Source organism: Thiohalomonas denitrificans (assembly GCF_016841685.1).
In the GTDB taxonomy this organism is placed as follows: Bacteria; Pseudomonadota; Gammaproteobacteria; order Thiohalomonadales; family Thiohalomonadaceae; genus Thiohalomonas; species Thiohalomonas denitrificans_A.
In genome coordinates, this window is sequence record NZ_JAENYR010000037.1 from 1 (window position 1) to 20,290 (window position 20,290).

The following is a 20,290-nucleotide window of genomic DNA, read 5'->3' on the forward strand; positions in this document are numbered from 1 at the left end:
CTGCTCTCTGGATTCCCGCCTCCGCGGGAATGACGGGGGAGTGAGCAGTTACAAAAATCGTTGGATCAGGTCTTTCTGCACTGAACCGGCATATCTGTACCGATAAGAGTTCGAGGCACGGGTTCAGCTTTAACTGGGCTCTTCCGGGGGAATGCCGAAGCACCCGGGAGCCTGGCCCGAGAAGCTGTGGTCCAGGCAGCAAACAGTGTGGCACTCAGAGCCGCGCTAACGAGCCAAGGCCAGGCGGGCTGCGCAGGAATAGCGAGGGAGAAGGTCCGGTTACTGCTCCAGCTCTTTCCAGACACAGGTGCCGCCGGCCTTTTCCACCGCCGTGAGAGCGGCCTGGTGGGCGCTGAGTTCGACATCCGTCGCCCGCACCACCTTAAGGGGGGGCCGCTCGGCAGTAATCCGACGAATTCCAACTTCGGTTGAGGAGTCGGTACCGGTCGTTCCACTGCCCAGTGACAACGCCGTCTGCCCACCGGTCATTCCCAGGTAAACGTCGGCCAGGATTTCCGCATCAAGAAGCGCCCCGTGCAGATCACGGCGCGTGTTGTCGACACCATAACGTTTACAGAGGGCATCGAGATTGTTCTTCTGACCGGGGTGGAGCCGACGCGCCAGAAACAGCGTATCCAGTACGCTGCAGAGTTTTCCTATGCTTCCCGATTTACGGCCAAGCAGCGTCAACTCGTTGTTGATGAAACCGACATCAAACGGCGCATTGTGAATAACCAGTTCCGCACCCTGGATGTAGGCCAAAAAATCTTCGACGATATCCTCGAAACGGGGTTTGTCGGCAAGAAACTCATTGGTAATGCCATGCACTTCCATGGCCCCGCTGTCGATCAACCGATCAGGCTGCAGGTAGACATGGTAGTTATTGCCGGTTAGCCGGCGATTGAGCAATTCGACACAGCCGACTTCGATAATACGGTGGCCATCACGGTACTCCAGGCCGGTGGTTTCTGTATCGAGAACAATCTGTCGCATGTATCTGCCCCCATTTACCTAAAAAACGCAAAGACGCAAAGGGTCACTTCTTGCCGAGTACCAGCTCATCGATGCCGCGATTGGCCAATTGGTCCGCCCGTTCGTTCTCTGGATGGCCCGTATGTCCCCTGACCCACTCCCATTCGACTTCATGCGCAATCAGGGCTTCATCCAGTTGTTTCCACAGATCCACGTTTTTGACCGGTTTCTTGCCGGCCGTAAGCCACCCGCGGATCTTCCAGTTCGGCATCCATTCGGTGATCCCTTTCATGACGTACTGGGAGTCGGTGGTCAGCTTGACCCGGCACGCCCGCTTCAACGCGCGAAGTCCGGCGATAGCCGCAGCAAGCTCCATACGATTGTTCGTCGTTTCGGCTTCACCACCGAAGAGCTCTTTTTCCTTCCCGCGGTAGCGCATAACCACTCCCCAGCCTCCCGGGCCGGGATTTCCACGGCAGGCTCCATCGGTATATATCTCCACGAGTTCGTTATCGTCGCAGTCGACTTTCATCAAAATCGGTTGTTTCCAGTTTTCATCAAGGACGGCGCCATCGCGAGGGACTACTACCCTTTATGGCCGAAAGCGGTTTATCGGGAATTATTCACACTCGGCTTGGCCAATCCATTGGGGACCAATGCACGGCGCGGCCGCCAGCGAGGCCGGATCGGTGTAAGTGTCGTTACGCGTTTTTTCGCCACCAATGCATAAGCACCGGCCAGCATCAGACCAGCGCGTCCGCCAGCTCGCTCAACGAACTGAAGGCGCTCCATCAGGCCTTGCTGCGAAAAAGGGGGACGAAAAAAATAACCGCGAGCCACTACGGTATCAAAGCCGAGTAGTGCCAGCCAGTCCTTCACCCGGGTCGGCGTATAGAAATGGGAACACCAGGGCAAACGGCCGCGCCAACGGCTGGCGGCGCGGCGAATCCCCCACATGCTCAGCGGATTGAAGCCGAGGATAACGACGTGTCCCTCCGGGATCAGCGTTCGTTCCACCTCCCGCAACACCTGATGAGGTTCGGCACTCAACTCGAGCGCATGCGGCAAAAGCACAAGGTCGAGGCTATCGGAAAGCATCGGCAGGTGGTGGTGTTCGGCGATACAGCGTTCGACCCCACGGGGGGGTTCCACCTTTGTATTCGGATCGAGATCCAGTTCCATGCGATGCGTTATACGACTGGAGCGGGTCAGGTCCGCCGAATTCGGCCGCCCCACCTGCAGCAGGTGGTAGCCGAACAGGTTTGACAACACCATATCCAGTACCGCTTGCTCCTGCTTGAGCAACAGCTTGCCGAGCGATGTGTCATACCAGTCGCGCAGTTCCTGCCAGGCGACAGGGTCCGGGGTAGATTGGTTTTCGATAAGCCGATTTCTCATGCTGGACGTTTAGAACCATTCACCACCAAACGTCTCGGACAGGCCCCTAGAGCGTAACGAAGCCCATGGCCTGCTGCCAAGGCCGATTCAACGTATCTCGCGGACTGACCTGTGCTCACGGCACACCGTCCGTAACTGCCCGGTTTTTCCAGGATCGAAGAGTTGACCGGCTTCGGTTCCACTGCCACCATCCGCCGTATGGCAATTTCAATACGAGGCATTCCCGCCTTTGAAGACAATTATATCTGGTTTATCGGTGCTTCCGGCAGCCTCCGTGTCGCCGTGGTGGACCCGGGCGACGCCGATCCGGTGATCGAGGCACTGGAGCGCGATGGCCTTGAGCTATCGGCCATTCTCGTCACCCACCTGCATGGCGACCACACCGGCGGTATTCAAGACCTTGTTGATCGTTATCCGGCACCGGTTTACGGCCCACCAGACGAGCGTATCACGACAATCGACCACCGGGTAAGCGAGGGCGATATCATCCGTTTGGGTGAAGGCCTTACTCTGCAAGTCCTGGATACCCCGGGTCACACCTGTTTTCATGCCTGTTACCACGGTGAGGGCTTTCTGTTCAGCGGCGATACGCTGTTCACGGGCGGCTGCGGCAAGCTGTTCGAGGGCACCCCGCAACAGATGCACGCCTCCCTCGAAAAGATCGCCGCCCTGCCGGACGATACCCTCGTCTACTGTGCCCACGAATATACCCTGGCCAATCTCGCTTTCGCCCGGATAGCGGAACCGGACAACCCCGATATCCGGAACCGCCAGGCGGAAGCCCAAAATCTGCGCGATCAAGGCAAACCGACGGTCCCATCAGCCTTGGGGCTCGAGCGGATGACCAATCCTTTCCTTCGCTATAACAATCCGAACCTGAAAGCGTCCGCGGAACGCTTTGCCGGCCGCCCGCTCACACCGGGCGCCGAGGTTTTCACCGTGGTCCGATACTGGAAAGATACTCTCGACTAGGTGATAGGTTTCACAGTCACACTTCAGCCTATCCTGCAGTATAGTTTTCCTAACCGCCATAATGGCCCAATCAACTCGGGGTTGCGTCCGCAAAGGGGCCTCTTTACTATTTCGCCATGCCAAAGCCTACCAATAAATTCCTGCGTATCCTGTCCCTCACCTGGCTACCCCTCACATTTTCGGGCTGCCTTCCCCAGCAGGCGATTACGGACTCACCGGAACCACAATCCGACGTTAATCCGGTAGCGGCCTCGACGCCCGAGCCGGTGGCGCCCGACCCGATGCCGGTGGCTCTGGATTCGGTTGCATCACTCGATCAACGTCCGACAGAGCCTCCCCGACCTCCCGAGAATCTTTGGGATCACCTGCGCAGCGGCTACAGACTCCCCGAGGTCGATCACGCCCACATCGATGAGGACGTCGCCTGGTATGCCAGCCACCAGAGTTATCTGGACCGGGTAGCCGAACGTGCCGAGCCCTATCTTCACATGGTGGTCGCGCTCATCGAAGAGCGGGAGATGCCCACGGAGATCGCCTTGCTGCCGGTGGTGGAGAGTGCGTTCCAGCCATTCGCCTATTCTCACGGCCGGGCAGCAGGATTGTGGCAGTTCGTCCCCGCTACCGGGCGCCGTTTCGGCCTACAACAGAATTGGTGGTATGACGGTCGCCGTGATGTGGCCGAGGCCACCCGCGCCGCACTGGACTATCTGGAATTCCTCCACCAAAAGTTCGATGGCGATTGGCTATTGGCCCTGGCGGCTTACAACTCCGGTGAAGGCACTGTGGGAAAGGCCATCCGCCGCAATCGGCAGCAAGGCAAGCCGATCGACTTTTTTTCTCTCAAGCTGCCACGTGAGACGCAAGGCTATGTACCACGACTCCTCGCCATCAGCCGTATAGTAGCGGAACCGGAAAAGCATGGTGTGACGCTGAAGCCTATTTCCAATGCACCCTATCTCGCCCGGGTGGACCTCGGTTCCCAAATCGACCTTGACCTGGTGGCGGAACTGGCGGAGCTTCCCATAGAAGACATCTATCGCTACAACCCTGGATTCAACCGCTGGGCAACAGCGCCCGACGGTCCCCACAAGCTACTTTTGCCCCTGGAAAAGGCCGAAAGGTTCAAGACACAGCTGGAGGAATATCCCGCCGACCAGCGACTCACCTGGACGCGCCATCGGATACGCTCCGGCGAAAGCCTCGGCAAAATCGCCGAACACTACAAAACCACGGTGAGCCTGATACAGCAGGTCAATGACATCAGCGGCCACGCCATTCGCGCAGGCCGGTCCCTGATCATTCCCGTTGCCCGGAAGGACCTGAAACGCTATAACCTTAGCGCCGACCAGCGCCTTGCAAAACTTCAGGACAAGAATCGCGACGGTGAGAAGATCGAGTACCGGGTTCGCCAAGGGGATACGCTGTGGGAGATAGCACGCAGTTACCAGGTAAGCGTCGGCACCCTTGCCAAATGGAACGGTATGGCTCCACGGGATATATTGCGCCCCGGACAGACCCTGATGCTCTGGACCCGGAACAAAGGGCAGCAGGCGTCAAGCTCCAACCCGGTCAATTTTTCCCATCCATTTGAAAAAAGCACCCGTCAGCGCATTGGTTACACCGTGCGCAGTGGCGATTCACTTTCCCGTATTTCCCAACGTTTTCGCGTGAGCGTCGATAACCTCAAGCGCTGGAATAACCTGCAGGGAAAGAAATACCTTCAGCCGGGACAGAGCCTCACCTTATATGTGGACGTCACCCGGCAGGCGGACAGTATCTAGTGGCTAGTGGCTAGTGGCTAGTGGCTAGTGGCTAGTGCTAGTGGCTAGTGGCTAGTGGCTAGTGGCTAGTGGCCAAAGTCTGTCGCTGGTGGACATCATGGGCAACCATCTTTTGCCTATCGTGGCAGTAGGAAGGCGAGCAGGAGTACGCTGATGGTCAGAATAATGAAGTAGATGATGAATTTTTTCTGCACGTCGAGACGGCCCCGCTTCTGAAAGTGCGATGGAGCTCCGCAATGCATGCAGTTGGGGTGATTATCGGGGATATCCCGTCCGCAATAGAGGCAGCGGACCAGCTCGACATCTTTTTTACCTTCTTCCATCACTTCACGCCCACCAAATGGGTCATTATTCCCATGAATTCATGAATTTTCCAGTACAAACAGCAACCAGACTCTAGCCGATGTCCTGCAACAACGCAGCATCCAGCAGAGTCCGGGTATACTCGTGATGCGGATGATCAAAGACCGCCCCGGTCTCCCCCTCCTCCACAACACGCCCCTCGCGCATCACCATAACACGATGGGCTACGGCTCTGATTACACGCAGGTCATGGGAAATAAACAGATAACTCATCCGTCTACGGCGCTGCAGGTCACGCAAAAGCTCCAGTACCTGCTTCTGTACCGAAACATCCAGTGCGCTGGTGGGCTCGTCGAGAACCAATAGCTCCGGCTCCAGGACGACCGCTCGGGCCACGGCAATCCGCTGGCGCTGCCCTCCGGAAAATTCATGGGGATAGCGATCCAGCATCGACTCCTCGAGCCCAACCTCCCCCATTACCTTGATAGCGCGCCGGCGCCGCTCGTCCCTGGAAAGATCGGGAAAGTGGAGCCGCAGCCCCTCATCCAGGATCCGTGCGACGGTCATGCGCGGCGACAGTGACGAATAGGGGTCCTGAAACACGACCTGAAAATTGCGCCGCAAAGGACGCAACTGGCGACCGTTGAGTGGATCCAACCGTTTCCCTTTGAAACGAATTTCACCTTCGCAGCTCTGCAGCCGCAGCAGACACATCCCGAGCGTTGACTTGCCAGACCCCGACTCACCCACGATGCCGAGGGTTTCACCCGGTCGGATGGCGAGGGTAACATCATCGACCGCACGCACCTCGCCGACCTGCCTGCGAAAAAAGCCCGACTTGATGGGGAAAAAGCAGCGCACGCTGTCACCCGACATCACGGGCGAGTTGGCCGCCAGCGCACTTCGGTCTTCGCCGGCCAGCAACGGTTCCGGCTCACTGGCCAAAAGGTGGCGAGTATAGGGGTGTTTCGGTTTCTCGAACAACTCGGCCACCCCCGCCTGCTCCACCAGTCCGCCATTTTGCATGACACAGACACGCTGTGCGAAATGGCGCACCATGTTCAGGTCATGGGTGATCAACAGTATTGCCATGCCGAACTCCCGCTGGAGGCGATTCAGCAACTCGAGTATCTGCTTCTGGATCGTCACATCGAGAGCCGTGGTCGGTTCATCGGCGATGAGTAGTTTGGGCCGGCAAGCCAAAGCCATGGCTATCATGACACGCTGCCGCTGCCCCCCCGAGAGCATATGGGGAAAGGCATCGAAGCGCTTCTCGGGTTCCGGGATACCCACCATATCAAGGAGTTCAAGCATACGGTTTTTGGCCCTGGCAGGGTCGAGTCCCTCATGGATCATGACCGGTTCCATTAGCTGATCACCAATGGTATAGACCGGATTGAGGGAGGTCATCGGTTCCTGAAAGATCATTGCCACATCCCGGCCGCGCACACCGCGAATCGCTTTTTGAGGGGCCTTCAACAGATCCCGCCCTTGAAAAAGAATCCGGCCGGTCGGGTAATCGCTCTGGCTCGTATCATGCAGACGCAGCACGGACAGCGCGGTCACGGATTTTCCCGATCCCGACTCGCCGACCAGCGCCACCTTCTCCCCTTCACCAACGGAGAAGCTCACGCCGTGCACCACCTCATTGCGCTCCCCGGGAACGCCGAAGGCGACGGACAGGTTTTCGATTTCCAACAATTGGCTCATAGTCGATTAACCGCAAAGGCGCAAAGAGCGCAAAGGTGATAACGGCTCCTTCTCCAGGGCAGATCAATCCCGGTCAAGCGCCAGTGCGGTTTCCTGTTACGGAATCGCACCGGCTCGAGACGGCTATTGAGAACAAGCTCTTGGTACTTACGCAATCTTTAATCCCTTCTTTGCGCTCTTTGCGCCTTCACCTACATGGATGTAGGTGAGGGGCGTGAGCAGGAGCGGAAGCCTTGCGGTTCGTTGCAGTTACCCACGCCGCGGATCCAGCGCCTCGCGAATCGCCTCACCGATGAATATCAGCAGCATCAGCGTGCCCACCAGCACGATAAACGTACTGAGAGAGAGCCACCAGGCATCAATGTTGTCCTTACCCTGGGACAGCAACTCGCCCAGACTCGGTGTGGTGGGAGGCACGCCGAGGCCTAAAAAGTCGAGGCTGGTCAGCGCCAGGATGGCACCGCTGATCCGAAACGGGAGGAAAGTGATCACCGGCGTCATGGCATTGGGCATCAGGTGCCGAACCATGATGGATCGATTGGGGACGCCGAGCGCCTGGGCGGCCCGCACGTAATCCATGTTGCGCCCCTTGAGGAATTCGGCCCTCACATAATCGGCCAGCCCCATCCACCCGAACAGCGAAAGTAGGACGATCAGGAGCAGCAGACTGGGCTCGAAGATCGAGGCGAAGATAATCAACAGGTAGAGTTCGGGCATGGAGCCCCAAACTTCGACGAAGCGCTGAGCAAACAGGTCCACCTTGCCGCCGAAATACCCCTGCAGTGCACCGGCCACCATACCGATGAAAGTACCGATGGCGGTCAGCGCCAGGGCAAAGATCACCGATAGCCGAAACCCGTAGAAAAGCCTCGCCAGCACATCCCGCCCACGGTCATCGGTTCCCAGCAGGTTCTGCTCCGATGGAGCTGCCGGATTGGGATTGTCGGCCCAGTAACTGATCGTATCGTAGCTGTAAGGGTTCGGTGGATAGATCGCCCAGTTCTCCCCACGAGTGATCTTTTCCTTGATGTAGGGGTCCAGGTAATCGGCTTCGGTCGGAAAATCACCACCAAAGGTGGTCTCCGGGTAGGTTTGGAAGACCGGGAAGTAGTAGGCATCCTGATAGTGCACGACCAGTGGCGTGTCGTTGGATAGGAACTCGGCAAACAGACTCAGCCCGAACAGAACAACGAATAGCCAGAGACTGTAATATCCGCGCCGGTTGTTCCTGAAGCGCCGCCAAGCCCGCGCATAAGGCCCCCGCATCGCCGGACTCGGTCCATTACTGCGCACGGCAGCACCGCCTTCATACCGACTGCTGCCGTTTGGCGGGCGTGTCTGAGTGGAGGGGCGTGCAGTCATCGCATGGACTCGAACTGGATTCGCGGGTCGATCACCACGTAGGCGATATCGGTCAGCAGTTTGGCAATCAGCCCCATCAGCGTGAACAGAAAGAGCGTACCGAGCACCACCGGGTAGTCACGCTTCAGGACCGACTCATAGGAGAGCAGGCCAAGACCGTCCAGGGAAAAGATGGTCTCGATAAGCAGACTTCCGGTAAAAAAAGCACCGATAAACGCCGCAGGAAAATTGGTCACAAGGGGGATGGTAGCGTTCCGGAAGACATGCTTGTAGAGCACGGTGCGTTCGGCGAGCCCCTTGGAACGGGCAGTCAGCACATACTGCTTTCGGATCTCCTCCAGGAAGCTGTTCTTGGTCAACATCGTCATGATGGCGAAACTGCCTACCACCAACGAGGTAATCGGAAGCACCATATGCCACAGGTAGTCGAGGATCTGCTGCCACCAGGGTAGTTCACTCCAGTTGTCGGACACCAAACCGCGCAGGGGGAACAGGTCCAGGAAACTCCCGCCTCCGAGCAGTACCAACAGGGCGATGCCCAGCACGAAGCCGGGAATGGCATAACCGATGAGAATGATCGTGCTGGTGATCACGTCGAAGGATGTCCCATCGCGCACCGCCTTGGCGATGCCCAGCGGGATGCAGATCGAATAGGTGAGAATGAAGGTCCACAGACCGAGGCTAATGGAAACCGGCAGCTTGGAAATGATCAGGTCGATAACCGACTGTGGATGAAAAAAGCTGTTACCGAAATCGAACGTCAGGTAATTGCCCATCATGACGACAAAACGCTCCCAGGGGGGTTTGTCGAATCCGTAGAGTTCCTGGAGTTCCGCAATGCGTTGCTGATCGAGACCCTGGGCACCCCGGTAGAGCCCCTGCGTCCCGGCGGCCGCTTCACCTCCCCCGGCTTGCCCCTGAAGCTGGTGAACCAGCTGCTCCACGGGCCCCCCCGGCACGAACTGAATCACCACAAAGGTAATGAGCATGACCCCGAACAGGGTCGGCAGCATCAACAGTAGGCGTTTGAGGATATAGGCCGCCATCAGGAACCCGTTTCCGTTGGTTGTTCGGGCAGCCACCAGGTCTCAAGGGCCCAATCGGTGGCATTGTAGTAGAGCGGCAGCGTATCCGGATGTGCCAGCCGCTTTCTGAAGGCTACCCGGTGCTCCGCGATATACCAGTTGGGGACCAGGTATTCCCCATTCAGCAGGACCCGATCGAGCGCATGCACCGCCGTGACCAGCGCGTCGCGGTCAGGGGCAAACACCACCTTTTCGACCAAGGCATCCACGACCGGGTCCTGGATCCCCATGAGATTACGGGAGCCTTCCTGATCGGCCGATTGGGAGTGAAACGTCCCGATCAGCTCATTTCCCGGCGATTGCGACTGACCAAACGAGGCCACCATCATGTCGAAATCGAAGCTTTTGGCACGGCGTTCATAGAGCGCCGCGTCAACCGTGCGATATTTCATTTCGATGCCAAGTTTCGCCAGGTTTCTTGCAAACGGCGCGGCAATCCGCAGAAAACCTTTCTGGAACAGCATGAGATCGATCTGAAATGGCCTACCGTCGGCATTGCGAAGGGCGCCGTCGCGGTAGTGCCAGCCGGCTTCATTGAGCAGGCGCTGCGCCTCTATCAGATTCTTCCGCAGTCCGTGTGGTTCGACGCTCGGCGGTTCCCACTCCTTGGTAAAGATTTCGGGAGAGAGTTGGTCGCGATAAAGCTCCAGCAGCGCCAGTTCGTCGCCGCTCGGCAGTCCCGTCGCTGCCAGCTCGGAGTTGCTGAAGTAACTGTCGCAGCGTTCATACTGGTCGTAGAAGAGGTTGCGATTGGCCCATTCGAAATCGAAAGCGAGCGTAATGGCGCGGCGAACCCGCTTGTCCTGGAAGATCGGGCGGCGCAGGTTGAACGCAAAACCCTGCATACCGAGATTGTTCTGGTGATCGAAAGTGGTCTTCTGTATGGGACCATTCTCGAATTTGGACCCGGTATAGTCCCGTGCCCACTGCTTGGAGTTGTTCACCAGGTTGAAGTCGAACTCACCCGCCTTGAACGCCTCCAGCTGCACCGTACTGTCACGATAATAACGGAACGTCACCCGCTCGAAATTGAACATGCCGCGCCGGACGCCGAGGTTGCTGGCCCAATAATCGGGCTTGCGCCGGTAGGTGATACTTTTGCCCAGATCATAGCTCTCTACTCGATAGGGTCCGCTGGCCACCGGTTCATCCAGTACCACCTCATCGAAGGATCGATCGCCCACCCAACGTTCCGAGAAAACCGGGATCTGGCCGGCGATCATGTGGAGTTCGGGATTGACCTGTGCGAATTCGAAACGGAGGGTGCGCTCGCCGAGCACGACCGCGCGCTCGATGTCGGACCAGTAAATCCGGAATTGCGGATGGGCCTGGGAACTCTTGAGGGTATCGAAAGAGAACTTCACATCCTGTGCCGTGACAGGCGAACCGTCCGAAAACCGGGCATCGGGGTTAATCCGGTAGGTAATCGACAGGCGGTCCTCCGCCAGTTCCGCATCCTCCGCCAACAGCCCGTATTGGCTAAACGGCTCATCCAGACTGGAATCCATCAATGTCTCGAATACCAGCGGATCGAGCCCCGCCGCTCCGGTGCCCCGCAGCAGGAAAGGATTGAGGCTACTGAAATTGCCGAGCGCGGAGAGCGTGAGGTGACCTCCCCGGGGTGCATTCGGATTGACGTAATCGAAGTGTTCGAATCCTTCCGGGTACTTGGGCTCATAGCCGAGTGCCAAAGCGCCCGCTGCATGCGCAACAGGGACTCCGGAAAGTGCCAGAGAAAGACCCATCAGCAACAAAAAAATCCGAAACATCAGCCGTTTATATTCCCAAATGTGCGTGTGCCCGCCCGACACCCAAGCGCTCGTTTTTTGTCGTTATCGGTTGTATCATTGTCGGCTTCGAGGGGGCAGGGCCGGCACTTGCTGGTCCGTCGAACACGATAGTCAGTATAGAGAAACAGAACAACAGGAATTTCGCCAATGGGCTTCTTGCACGGTAGACGTGCCCTGATCGCCGGCATGGGTAGCAACCGGCCCATCGCCCGGGGCCTCGCGAGACCCATACACCGGGACGGTACTCAGCGCGCAGACTTCGATATCGATCACCAAATCAGCTCCTGTAGCATCCAAGCATTAGGCAAGGTCGGCCGCCGTATGTTCCGTGGAGCGGGTCTGCCGGTGTTTTTCAATGGCCCGGGTCCGATCCACCCCGAAAACCTCCGGTCTGTGACGCGGGCAAGTGTCTTGGAAATGCCGACTTTGATATAAAGATCGATTGGGAAAGGACGCCTGTGGGCGGCCTCGCTTGCCTCTCCCGAAGCAGAAATCATGAGGCTAAGGGATTGGATGTCTAAAACAACGCAAAAAACTGACTGAATTGCCTATGTCCGCACTTACGCCACTTCGTGAAATGCCCACCGAGAACATTTTCCGGCCCGGCGACGTCTTCGTCCTGTTCGGCGAATTGTTTGGTCGTGGCTACGCCAATGGTCTTATCGATGAGGCTCGCAAGGCCGGGATGACCATTCTCGGCATCACTGTCGGACGCCGGGATGACGAAAACCAGCTGCGCCCGCTCACCGACGAGGAACTGAAGGAGGCCGAAGCCAATCTGGGCGGGCACATCATCAATATCCCGCTGATGGCCGGCTTCGATCTGGATGCGCCCGAGGCAACACCGACACCAACCGACATGCTGGCGCAACTAAAGCTCTCCAACTGGCAGGAGGCGAAGCTGGACTGGGCCCATATCGAGCGCTGCCGCGAGATGGGAACACAGCGATTCAGATCGTCGCTGGCAACGGTGATGGAGGAACTGGACGGATTGATCCCCGACGGCGCCAATGTGTTTTTCGCCCATACCATGGCAGGTGGTATCCCCAAGACCAAGGTCTTCCTGGCCATCGCCAACCGGATCTACAAAGGTCGCGGTGATCGCTTCCTCTCCTCGCGAGCCCTCCTCGACAGTGATCTCGGCAAGATGATCCTGATGAATTTCGACGAAGTGACCGCCAATACTTTCGAGTATCTCATCGAGGGTAGCACCCGCATTCGCAAACGTCTGGCGGAGACCGGCGGTGAAGCGCGTTACACCGCCTATGGCTATCACGGCACCGAAATCCTGATTGGCGGCGAATACCAGTGGCAAACCTATACGAGCTACACCCAGGGCTATGCCAAAATGCGCCTCGAGGATCACGCCGAAGCGGCCTGGCAGCAGGGTGTCAAGGCCACCGTATTCAACTGCCCGGAGATCCGCACCAACTCGAGCGACATCTTCGTCGGCGTGGAGTTATCGCTGTTTCCACTGCTCAAGGCACTCGAGCGCGAGAATGACGGCGCCTGGGCGAAGGAGCAGTGGACGGTGTGCCAGGAACTGCTCAAGGAGGAAGTACAGCTCCAGGAGATTCTGGACAAGATCGAGGCCTACAACAGCGACCCCACCATCGCCCGATTCCGAAATTTCGACGCCTGGCCGATGGACAACACGGCGGAGCTGGCTGAGGTGATGGTCGGCACGTCGGAGGAAATCACGAGACTGCACAAGGATCGGAAGGCGCTCATTACTGATCACCTCAGCTCGCTGGTCCTCGAGGGGACCGGCCCGCTCATCTTCCATGAGGCCTCTAACCCTCACGCTCCGGTGCTATGGCTCAACCACGACATCATCGCCCGGCAACTGAACAGGATGCACTAAACCCCGATTGCACCGCAGAGGCGCAGAGAGCGCTGGGTATTTTGATTGGAAACAGGAGGAGCAGAGAGTACCCGCCAAACTGTTCCCTCTGCGCCTCCGCGTCTCTGCGGTGATCGGTTTCAAGGCCTGCTCAAGCACGCTCCGGTGCCGCTTCAACCCCCCGCCCGACTTGGTCGTTGTCCCCCTGCAGTATCCCCTTCTCGCCTTCCAGGCGTCCGATGATGACCGCGCCACAGGAATCCCCGAAGGTGTTTACGGCCGTACGGGTCATATCCAGGATGCGATCAACGGCCAGGATCAAGCCGATTCCCTCGGCGGGCAAACCGATTGCCGCGAGGATAATGGTAATCGCCACCAGGCTGGCCGCGGGTATCCCGGCGACGCCGATGGAGGTAAGCAGCGCCAGAGTCACAATCGTGAACTGCTGGGCAAAGGAGAGATCGAGCCCATAGGCCTGGGCAATGAAAATGGCGGCCACGCACTCATAAAGAGCCGTGCCGTCCATGTTCATCGTGGAGCCCAGCGGCAGAACGACGCTGCTGGTACGGTTGGACACACCGGCGTTCTTCTCGACACACTCCATGGTCAATGGCAGGGTCGCCGCGGAAGAAGCGGTAGAAAATGCCGTCAGCAGTGCCGGTGCCATGGCCTGGTAGTGGCGCAACGGATTCACTCGCGCCACTAGCAGCAGCAACAGCGGCATGGTGATGATGAAATGAAAGGCAAGCGCCCCCAGAACCGTAAAGAAGAAGGCCATCAGGGGAGCGAAGGCCTCAAGCCCGGTGGTCGCCACCACTTTGGCGACCAGGGCAAACACACCGAGAGGGGCGAACTTCATCACCCAGTCGGTGATGCCCATCATTGTCTGGAAAATGCCTTGCCAGAAATTGTATTGGGCTTCGGCATAGTCCTCCTGGATGCGAGTCATGAAATACCCGAACAGCAGGCTGAAAAAGATCAGCCCCAGCATCTGACCGTCGGCGGCTGCAGCGACCACGTTCGCGGGCACCATGCGCAGGAATACCTCTGCGACATCCCCCATACCCCGTCCCGCGACGCGCTGTTCGATCTGGCTGGTATCGGCGCTGAAACCGAAGACCTCTCCCGGATCGCCGTTGACTACGCCCGGGGCGAAGAGATTGACCAGCACCAGCCCCACCAGAATGGCGAGCAGGCTGGTGCTGAAGTAGTAAAGCACCGTCCTTGACCCGAGGCGGCCCAGCCCCCGCGCACCACCAACACCCGCCACCCCGGTGACGATCGCAGCCACCACCAGGGGCACGATAAGCATCTTCAGCGCATTAAGGAACAGCGTGCCGACAAAGTCGAACAGCTGATAGAAGGTGATGCCGAACAGACCGGCATCCTGGCCGGCACTAAAGCCGGCGGGAACCGCAAGGCCCAGCGCAATGAAAATCTGCCAGTGAAGCTTTAGCCGCATTATCCCCCCTATTCCGGTCGCAGACTGCTGTGGAGCATACCGGATCCGACGGGGGCAGAGTAGGTGCCAGAAGCCTGTCCGAGAATAGCGACCGTTGCGAGCGCAAGACGGATTGAGTCAGATTTTCCGGCCATCTGAGGCAAATACGACTGCATGGACGCAGTCGTTAGAGCGATGCGCCATGGATGGCGGTAGCAGAGAATGTCTGGAACCTGGTCTCGAGGATGCCCGAGCCGACGAGTGCAGGGAAGCACTCGGTAGAGCGAAGCAGGATGCCCGAGCCGAGTAGGTCAGTCTCTTCTCGGACAGGCTCCTGGTGCTTGGATGAGAAAGAACAGGGTCAGGCGCGCAGGAGACCGGACGTTGAGCGCCCGAGCCTTATGCGCACGCCGTGACCCGCCGTGCTTCTATTGAGATGTTTCGATATCCGCACGCTTCCGCAGGGCATCGACCAGCCCCGAGTAGACATGTTCACTCGCAGCCTGCCGCAGTACCTGGCGAGCCTGTTGGCGCTGCCCTTCCCCTACGTCGGTCTGACCCGGCTCGACACCGTACAAGGCGATGACAGCCTGATCACCCGAAGCGAGTGTTACGGCACGCGCGGTCGGCGTTTCTCCTGCGGGACGAGGCATACCAAACACCGCATCGATGATTGGGCGTTCGGGCTCGGATGCGCCCCGTTCCAGTGCAGCCACCTCCTGCCACTCCTGACCGACCGCCTCGGCTACCTCGCTGGGCGCCTCGCCCGCGTTGATCTGCTCGACCAGGGCAGCAGCTTTTTCGGTGGTCAATGCGGCCATTTGCTGGCTTCGCAGAAGGGAACGGATCTCCTCCTCAACCTCATCGAGAGGCTTTTTAGTCGCCGGATAGTGATCGCGAACCCGCAGGACCACCAAGCGTCCCGAGTCCAGTTCGATGGTCTGACTGTTATTGCCACGCGAGAGAACATCCTCACTGAAAGCCGCGTCGACAAACTTACTATCGGCAGCCACCCCCTCTTCGGCCCCGTCGCCAGGGAAGGCTTCGGTCTCCTTGATTTCGAGTCCTAGCTCTTCCGCGGCAGGTTCCAGCGAGTCCGGCTGCTCATAGGTCAGGTTCGCCAGGCGATCCGCCAAATCATAGAAATACTCATCGGCCTGTTCACGGCGCACATCCTCCCGGATCTGCTCGCGAACGGCAGAGTACGGTTCGACCTCACTCTCCCGGACCGCCTCGAGTTTGATGATGTGATAGCCGAACTCACTGCGAACCGGTTCGCTGAATTCGCCCTCTTGCATGGTAAACACCGCTTCTTCAAAAGCCGGCACCATTGCACCACGTCCAAAGAAGCCGAGATCACCGCCATCACTGGCCGATCCGACGTCGTCGGAATACTCTTTGGCCAGTTCCGCCAGGGAGGCGCCCTCATCCAGACGGGCCACAACCTCCTGCACCTTTTCCTCAGCCGCCTGCACCTCGGTCTCGGTCGCATCGGAATCCACCGCAATCAGAATGTGCCGGGCGCGGCGCTGTTCCGGTGTCCGGTAATTCTCCTCGTAAGCGTCGTAGCGCGCACGCAGGACCGACTCTTCTATCTCGAACCCCGAAGCCAGCTCTTCCCGGTTCAGCTCCAGGTAGGCGGCTCTCACGCGTTCAGGGACCATGAAGCGGTTCGGGTGCTCCTCGTAGTAAGCGACTATCTCGTCTTCGGTCACCGTGATCTCATCCGCAAAGCGGTTCGCCGGAAGGCGCAAATAACCGATATGCCGCTTCTGATTCTGTACCCGCAGATAGGCGTCCACCTGACGCTCGGTGATGAAGTCCGTCGCGACGAACCCCCGATAGAGCTGCTCGGTCATGAGGTCACGCCGGACCTGGGACTCGAAATAAGCCGGTTGCATACCTTGCTGTGACAGTAGCTGCTCGTAGCGTGCGCGATCAAAACCGCCTTCGCCCTGGAACGCCTCGATGCTGCGAATGCTCTGGGACAGATGCGCGTCGGAGATCCTAAGACCATTATCCACGGCGGCCTGGAGTAGCAACTCCTGCCGGATCAGCTTCTGGAGAACCTGCCGCTTGATCTGCTTCTCGGGTAACAGGTCCAGATTGAAGTCGGCCCCCAACTGCTCCTGCAGCTGCTGCCGCTCCTGGTAGTAGGCGCGTTGCAGCTGCTCCTTGGAGATGGTCACACCATCCACCTCTGCTGCCGGAGCCCCGCGACCACCACCGAAATACTCGTTCACGCCCCATAGCGCAAACGGAACACTAATCAGGATAACGATCACCCAGGCGATCCACCCTTGCGCCCTCTGGCGAATTAAATCAAGCATCGGTACTCCGATTATTCCGGTTATCTGGAAATCTGCCCAGTCGGCTCTATTCGACCGCGGAAGGCCTGAAGCGTTCTCCGGGCCGACAGATTTTTGGTTTACTATGCGCCTTCGATAATGAACGGCATAAAAAAAGGGCGCAACTGCGTTGCGCCCTTTTTAGGATGGCGGAGTGGACGGGACTCGAACCCGCGACCCCCGGCGTGACAGGCCGGTATTCTAACCAGCTGAACTACCACTCCTGAACTCAAATTTTGGTGGGTGCTGAGGGGATCGAACCCCCGACCCTCGCCTTGTAAGGGCGATGCTCTCCCAGCTGAGCTAAGCACCCTGGACCAAAGGCGCGCTAGTTTACTGCATCCTTAAGCGCTTTGCCAGCCTTGAAACTGGGCATTTTCGATGCTGCGATTTCGATCGACTCACCAGTGCGCGGATTACGGCCGGTACGAGCGGCCCGCTCGCGAACCAGGAAAGTGCCGAAACCGACCAGGTTCACCTGCTCACCGTTTTTAAGCGCGCCGCTCACGGCGTCAAACATCGCGTCTACTGCACGACCCGCAGCCGCTTTGGAAATGTCGGCACCAGCGGCGACCGCGTCGATCAACTCGGATTTGTTCACAGAAAACTCTCCCCTTGTGATTATTTGAGTTCGGTGTCTCGGAATGAAACGAGATTAAGTCCGCCTGCAAAAAAACACCGCCTCATCTCCCGTGGGCGGCTGCGCGACACTCGGTTTTATACCAACTGGCTTCGAGATGTGTCAAGCAACCCTTCGCGGCTTTGAGGCAATGGTAACGGTTTCGGTCATTACCGGGGCCGCGAAAAGCGGCCCCGATCGGTCCATACCCTTGCATACCACTACAGATCTAATGCGTATGCACTGTTTTGACGCCGCCCGATTTCCCTTTCTGCTCGACCAGTTCCACACCCTCTCCTTCTGGAAGCGGCTCCGGCTTGCGCGCCAAGGCGATATCCAGCACCTGATCGATCCAGTTGGCGGGACAGATCTCCAGCTTTTCCTTGATATTTTCCGGCACCTCTTCGAGATTGCGTTCGTTCTCCTCGGGGATGATCACGGTCTTGATCCCCCCACGATGAGCCGCAAGCAGCTTCTCCTTGAGGCCACCGATGGGCAGCACCTCGCCCCGTAGCGTTATCTCGCCGGTCATCGCGACATCGGCACGCACCGGAATGCCGGTCAACGCCGATACCAGAGCGGTACACATGCCCACACCGGCCGATGGGCCATCCTTCGGAATCGCGCCCTCGGGGACATGAATATGGATGTCGCTGTTTTCGTAGAAATCGGGGTTTATACCGAGCATCCGGGCACGGCTGCGGACCACACTCATCGCGGCCTGGATCGACTCCTTCATCACGTCGCCCAACTGACCGGTGACCACATTCTTGCCTTTGCCGGGCATTACCGCCGTCTCGATGGAGAGCAGCTCGCCACCCACCTCGGTCCATGCCAGGCCCGTCACCTGACCGACCCGGTCGGCCTCGTCGGCCAACCCGTAACGGAAGCGGCGCACACCGAGGAAATCGTTGAGGTTCTCCCCGTTCACCACCACCTTCTTTTCCTTGGGCTTCAGCTGAATCTCCTTGACCACCTTGCGGCAGACCTTCGCGATCTCCCGCTGCAGGTTGCGAACTCCGGCCTCACGGGTGTAATGGCGGATGATGCCATAGAGAGCGTCGTCGGTGATCTCCAGTTCACTCTCTTTCACCCCGTTCGCCTTCAGCTCCTTCGGCACGAGATAGCGCTTGGCGATATTGAGCTTCTCCTCCTCGGTATAACCGGCGAGACGAATCACTTCCATTCGGTCGAGCAGCGGACCGGGAATATTCATGGAGTTGGATGTCGCGACGAACATTACGTCCGACAGGTCATAATCCACTTCCAGATAGTGATCGTTGAAGGTGTGATTCTGCTCCGGATCCAGCACCTCCAGCAGCGCCGAAGCCGGATCGCCACGGAAATCCATCGCCATCTTGTCGATTTCATCCAGCAGAAACAGCGGATTTCGGGTCTCCGCCTTCGCCAGGTTCTGGATAATCTTACCCGGCAACGAACCGATATAGGTCCGGCGATGCCCCCGGATCTCGGCCTCATCGCGTACACCACCCAGACTCATGCGCAAGAACTTGCGGTTGGTGGCTCGGGCGATGGACTGCCCCAGGGAGGTCTTACCCACCCCCGGCGGCCCCACCAGGCAGAGGATCGGCCCCTTGAGCTTCCTGACACGCTGCTGAACGGCCAGATACTCGAGTATGCGCTCCTTGACCTTGTCCAGCCCGTAGTGGTCCGTCTCGAGCACCTCTTCGGCCTTGGCCAAATCGTGGCGCACTCGGGTCTTCTTCTTCCAGGGCACCGATACCAGCCAATCGATGTAGTTGCGCACCACCGTTGCCTCGGCCGACATGGGCGACATCATCTTCAGCTTGTTCATTTCGGTGGTGGCCTTGTCCTTGGCCTCCTTGGTCATACCTGCCTTTTCGATCTTGTTTTCCAGGTCCTCAATCTCGTTAGGCACATCCTCCATGTCACCCAATTCCTTCTGGATGGCCTTCATCTGCTCGTTGAGATAGTACTCGCGCTGACTCTTCTCCATCTGGCGCTTGACGCGACCACGGATACGCTTTTCCACCTGAAGCAGGTCCAGCTCGGATTCAATCACACCTAGCAGGTATTCAAAGCGGTCGCGCAAATCGGCGATTTCCAGGATTTCCTGTTTCTCGTCGATCTTGAGCGACATGTGGGCGGCGATGGTATCCACCAGCCGGTGGGAATCCTCTATGCCTGAAAGAGAGGTCAGCACCTCCGGCGGAACCTTTTTGTTCAGCTTCACGTACTGGTCAAACTGGTTCAGTACCGATCGTGACAACACTTCCCCTTCCCGCTCATCCAGCGGTTCCGATTCGAGCATGTCCACCTGTGCGGTAAAGAACTCGTCAGTCGGCAGGAAGTGGGCGATTTTCGCCCGCTGGTCGCCTTCGACCAGCACTTTCACGGTTCCATCCGGCAGTTTCAGCAACTGCAGGATGTTGGAGACGGTACCAATCCGATAAATATCGTCCTGGCCCGGGTCATCCTCCCCGGCGCTCTTTTGCGCGACAAGCAGGATCTCCTTGTCATCTGCCATGGCCGCCTCAAGGGCTTTGATGGACTTATCGCGGCCGACAAAAAGCGGAATCACCATGTGCGGATAGACCACTACATCCCGCAACGGCAGGACAGGCATGGAGCGCATCTGGTCGGTCACTTCGGAACTCTTGTCCGTCATTGAGGGCACCTCTTCG

15 protein-coding genes and 2 tRNA genes are annotated in these 20,290 nt (G+C 58.3%); 3 read left to right on the forward strand and 14 right to left on the reverse strand.

Features of this window, described 5'->3' with window-relative positions; genetic code table 11:
- Nucleotides 1–279: 279 nt before the first annotated feature.
- The 3 genes from dnaQ to Q7L05_RS09560 all read right to left on the reverse strand — a co-directional run bounded on the left by dnaQ (nt 280) and on the right by Q7L05_RS09560 (nt 2,370).
- Complete coding sequence (gene dnaQ / locus Q7L05_RS09550; protein WP_303905402.1) at nt 280–993, reverse strand: DNA polymerase III subunit epsilon; 714 nt, start codon at nt 991–993, stop codon at nt 280–282.
- A gap of 43 nt (nt 994–1,036) precedes the next feature.
- Entirely contained in the window at nt 1,037–1,504 is a 468-nt protein-coding gene (rnhA, locus tag Q7L05_RS09555; protein WP_303905405.1) for a ribonuclease HI, read from the reverse strand.
- Between the two features lie 77 nt (nt 1,505–1,581).
- Nucleotides 1,582–2,370 carry a methyltransferase domain-containing protein gene (locus Q7L05_RS09560; RefSeq protein WP_303905408.1) on the reverse strand — a complete coding sequence of 263 codons (789 nt, stop codon included), beginning with the start codon at nt 2,368–2,370 and terminating at the stop codon, nt 1,582–1,584.
- A gap of 162 nt (nt 2,371–2,532) precedes the next feature.
- Here Q7L05_RS09560 and gloB point away from each other — a divergent pair, with 162 nt between their 5' ends.
- Nucleotides 2,533–3,342, forward strand: coding sequence for a hydroxyacylglutathione hydrolase (gloB, locus tag Q7L05_RS09565; protein WP_303905411.1), 810 nt, complete (start codon nt 2,533–2,535; stop codon nt 3,340–3,342).
- A gap of 116 nt (nt 3,343–3,458) precedes the next feature.
- Complete coding sequence (locus tag Q7L05_RS09570; protein ID WP_303905412.1) at nt 3,459–5,123, forward strand: lytic transglycosylase; 1,665 nt, start codon at nt 3,459–3,461, stop codon at nt 5,121–5,123.
- Nucleotides 5,124–5,239: 116 nt separating this feature from the next.
- On the opposite strand, the gene Q7L05_RS09575 is transcribed toward Q7L05_RS09570, so the two are convergent.
- The 5 genes from Q7L05_RS09575 to Q7L05_RS09595 form a co-directional block, all read right to left on the reverse strand.
- On the reverse strand, nt 5,240–5,446 hold the full coding sequence (locus Q7L05_RS09575) for a hypothetical protein (protein WP_303905414.1): 207 nt from the start codon (nt 5,444–5,446) through the stop codon (nt 5,240–5,242).
- A 73-nt stretch (nt 5,447–5,519) separates the two neighbouring features.
- Nucleotides 5,520–7,136, reverse strand: a complete 1,617-nt coding sequence (locus Q7L05_RS09580; protein WP_303905415.1) for an ABC transporter ATP-binding protein — start codon at nt 7,134–7,136, stop codon at nt 5,520–5,522.
- A 249-nt stretch (nt 7,137–7,385) separates the two neighbouring features.
- Nucleotides 7,386–8,402 (reverse strand): ABC transporter permease, encoded by a 1,017-nt coding sequence (locus Q7L05_RS09585; RefSeq protein WP_303905417.1) that lies wholly within the window; start codon nt 8,400–8,402, stop codon nt 7,386–7,388.
- A 92-nt stretch (nt 8,403–8,494) separates the two neighbouring features.
- Nucleotides 8,495–9,544, reverse strand: coding sequence for a microcin C ABC transporter permease YejB (locus tag Q7L05_RS09590; protein ID WP_303905466.1), 1,050 nt, complete (start codon nt 9,542–9,544; stop codon nt 8,495–8,497).
- On the reverse strand, nt 9,544–11,352 hold the full coding sequence (locus Q7L05_RS09595) for an extracellular solute-binding protein (RefSeq protein WP_303905419.1): 1,809 nt from the start codon (nt 11,350–11,352) through the stop codon (nt 9,544–9,546). The genes Q7L05_RS09590 and Q7L05_RS09595 overlap by 1 nt, the downstream gene beginning before the upstream one ends.
- A gap of 571 nt (nt 11,353–11,923) precedes the next feature.
- Here Q7L05_RS09595 and Q7L05_RS09600 point away from each other — a divergent pair.
- Nucleotides 11,924–13,237 (forward strand): enoyl ACP reductase FabMG family protein, encoded by a 1,314-nt coding sequence (locus tag Q7L05_RS09600; RefSeq protein WP_303905421.1) that lies wholly within the window; start codon nt 11,924–11,926, stop codon nt 13,235–13,237.
- Between the two features lie 130 nt (nt 13,238–13,367).
- On the opposite strand, the gene Q7L05_RS09605 is transcribed toward Q7L05_RS09600, so the two are convergent.
- From Q7L05_RS09605 to lon, 6 genes are all read right to left on the reverse strand, one after another.
- Complete coding sequence (locus Q7L05_RS09605) at nt 13,368–14,678, reverse strand: dicarboxylate/amino acid:cation symporter (protein ID WP_303905423.1); 1,311 nt, start codon at nt 14,676–14,678, stop codon at nt 13,368–13,370.
- 407 nt (nt 14,679–15,085) lie between these two features.
- Nucleotides 15,086–16,987: a SurA N-terminal domain-containing protein gene (locus tag Q7L05_RS09610; RefSeq protein ID WP_303905424.1), complete on the reverse strand. Its 1,902-nt coding sequence runs from the start codon at nt 16,985–16,987 to the stop codon at nt 15,086–15,088.
- A 165-nt stretch (nt 16,988–17,152) separates the two neighbouring features.
- A tRNA-Asp gene (locus tag Q7L05_RS09615) sits at nt 17,153–17,229 on the reverse strand.
- A gap of 13 nt (nt 17,230–17,242) precedes the next feature.
- Nucleotides 17,243–17,318: transfer RNA gene (locus tag Q7L05_RS09620), tRNA-Val, on the reverse strand.
- A 15-nt stretch (nt 17,319–17,333) separates the two neighbouring features.
- Nucleotides 17,334–17,606, reverse strand: coding sequence for an HU family DNA-binding protein (locus Q7L05_RS09625; RefSeq protein WP_303905426.1), 273 nt, complete (start codon nt 17,604–17,606; stop codon nt 17,334–17,336).
- Nucleotides 17,607–17,853: 247 nt separating this feature from the next.
- Nucleotides 17,854–20,274, reverse strand: a complete 2,421-nt coding sequence (gene lon, locus Q7L05_RS09630) for an endopeptidase La (protein WP_303905428.1) — start codon at nt 20,272–20,274, stop codon at nt 17,854–17,856.
- Nucleotides 20,275–20,290: the final 16 nt, after the last annotated feature.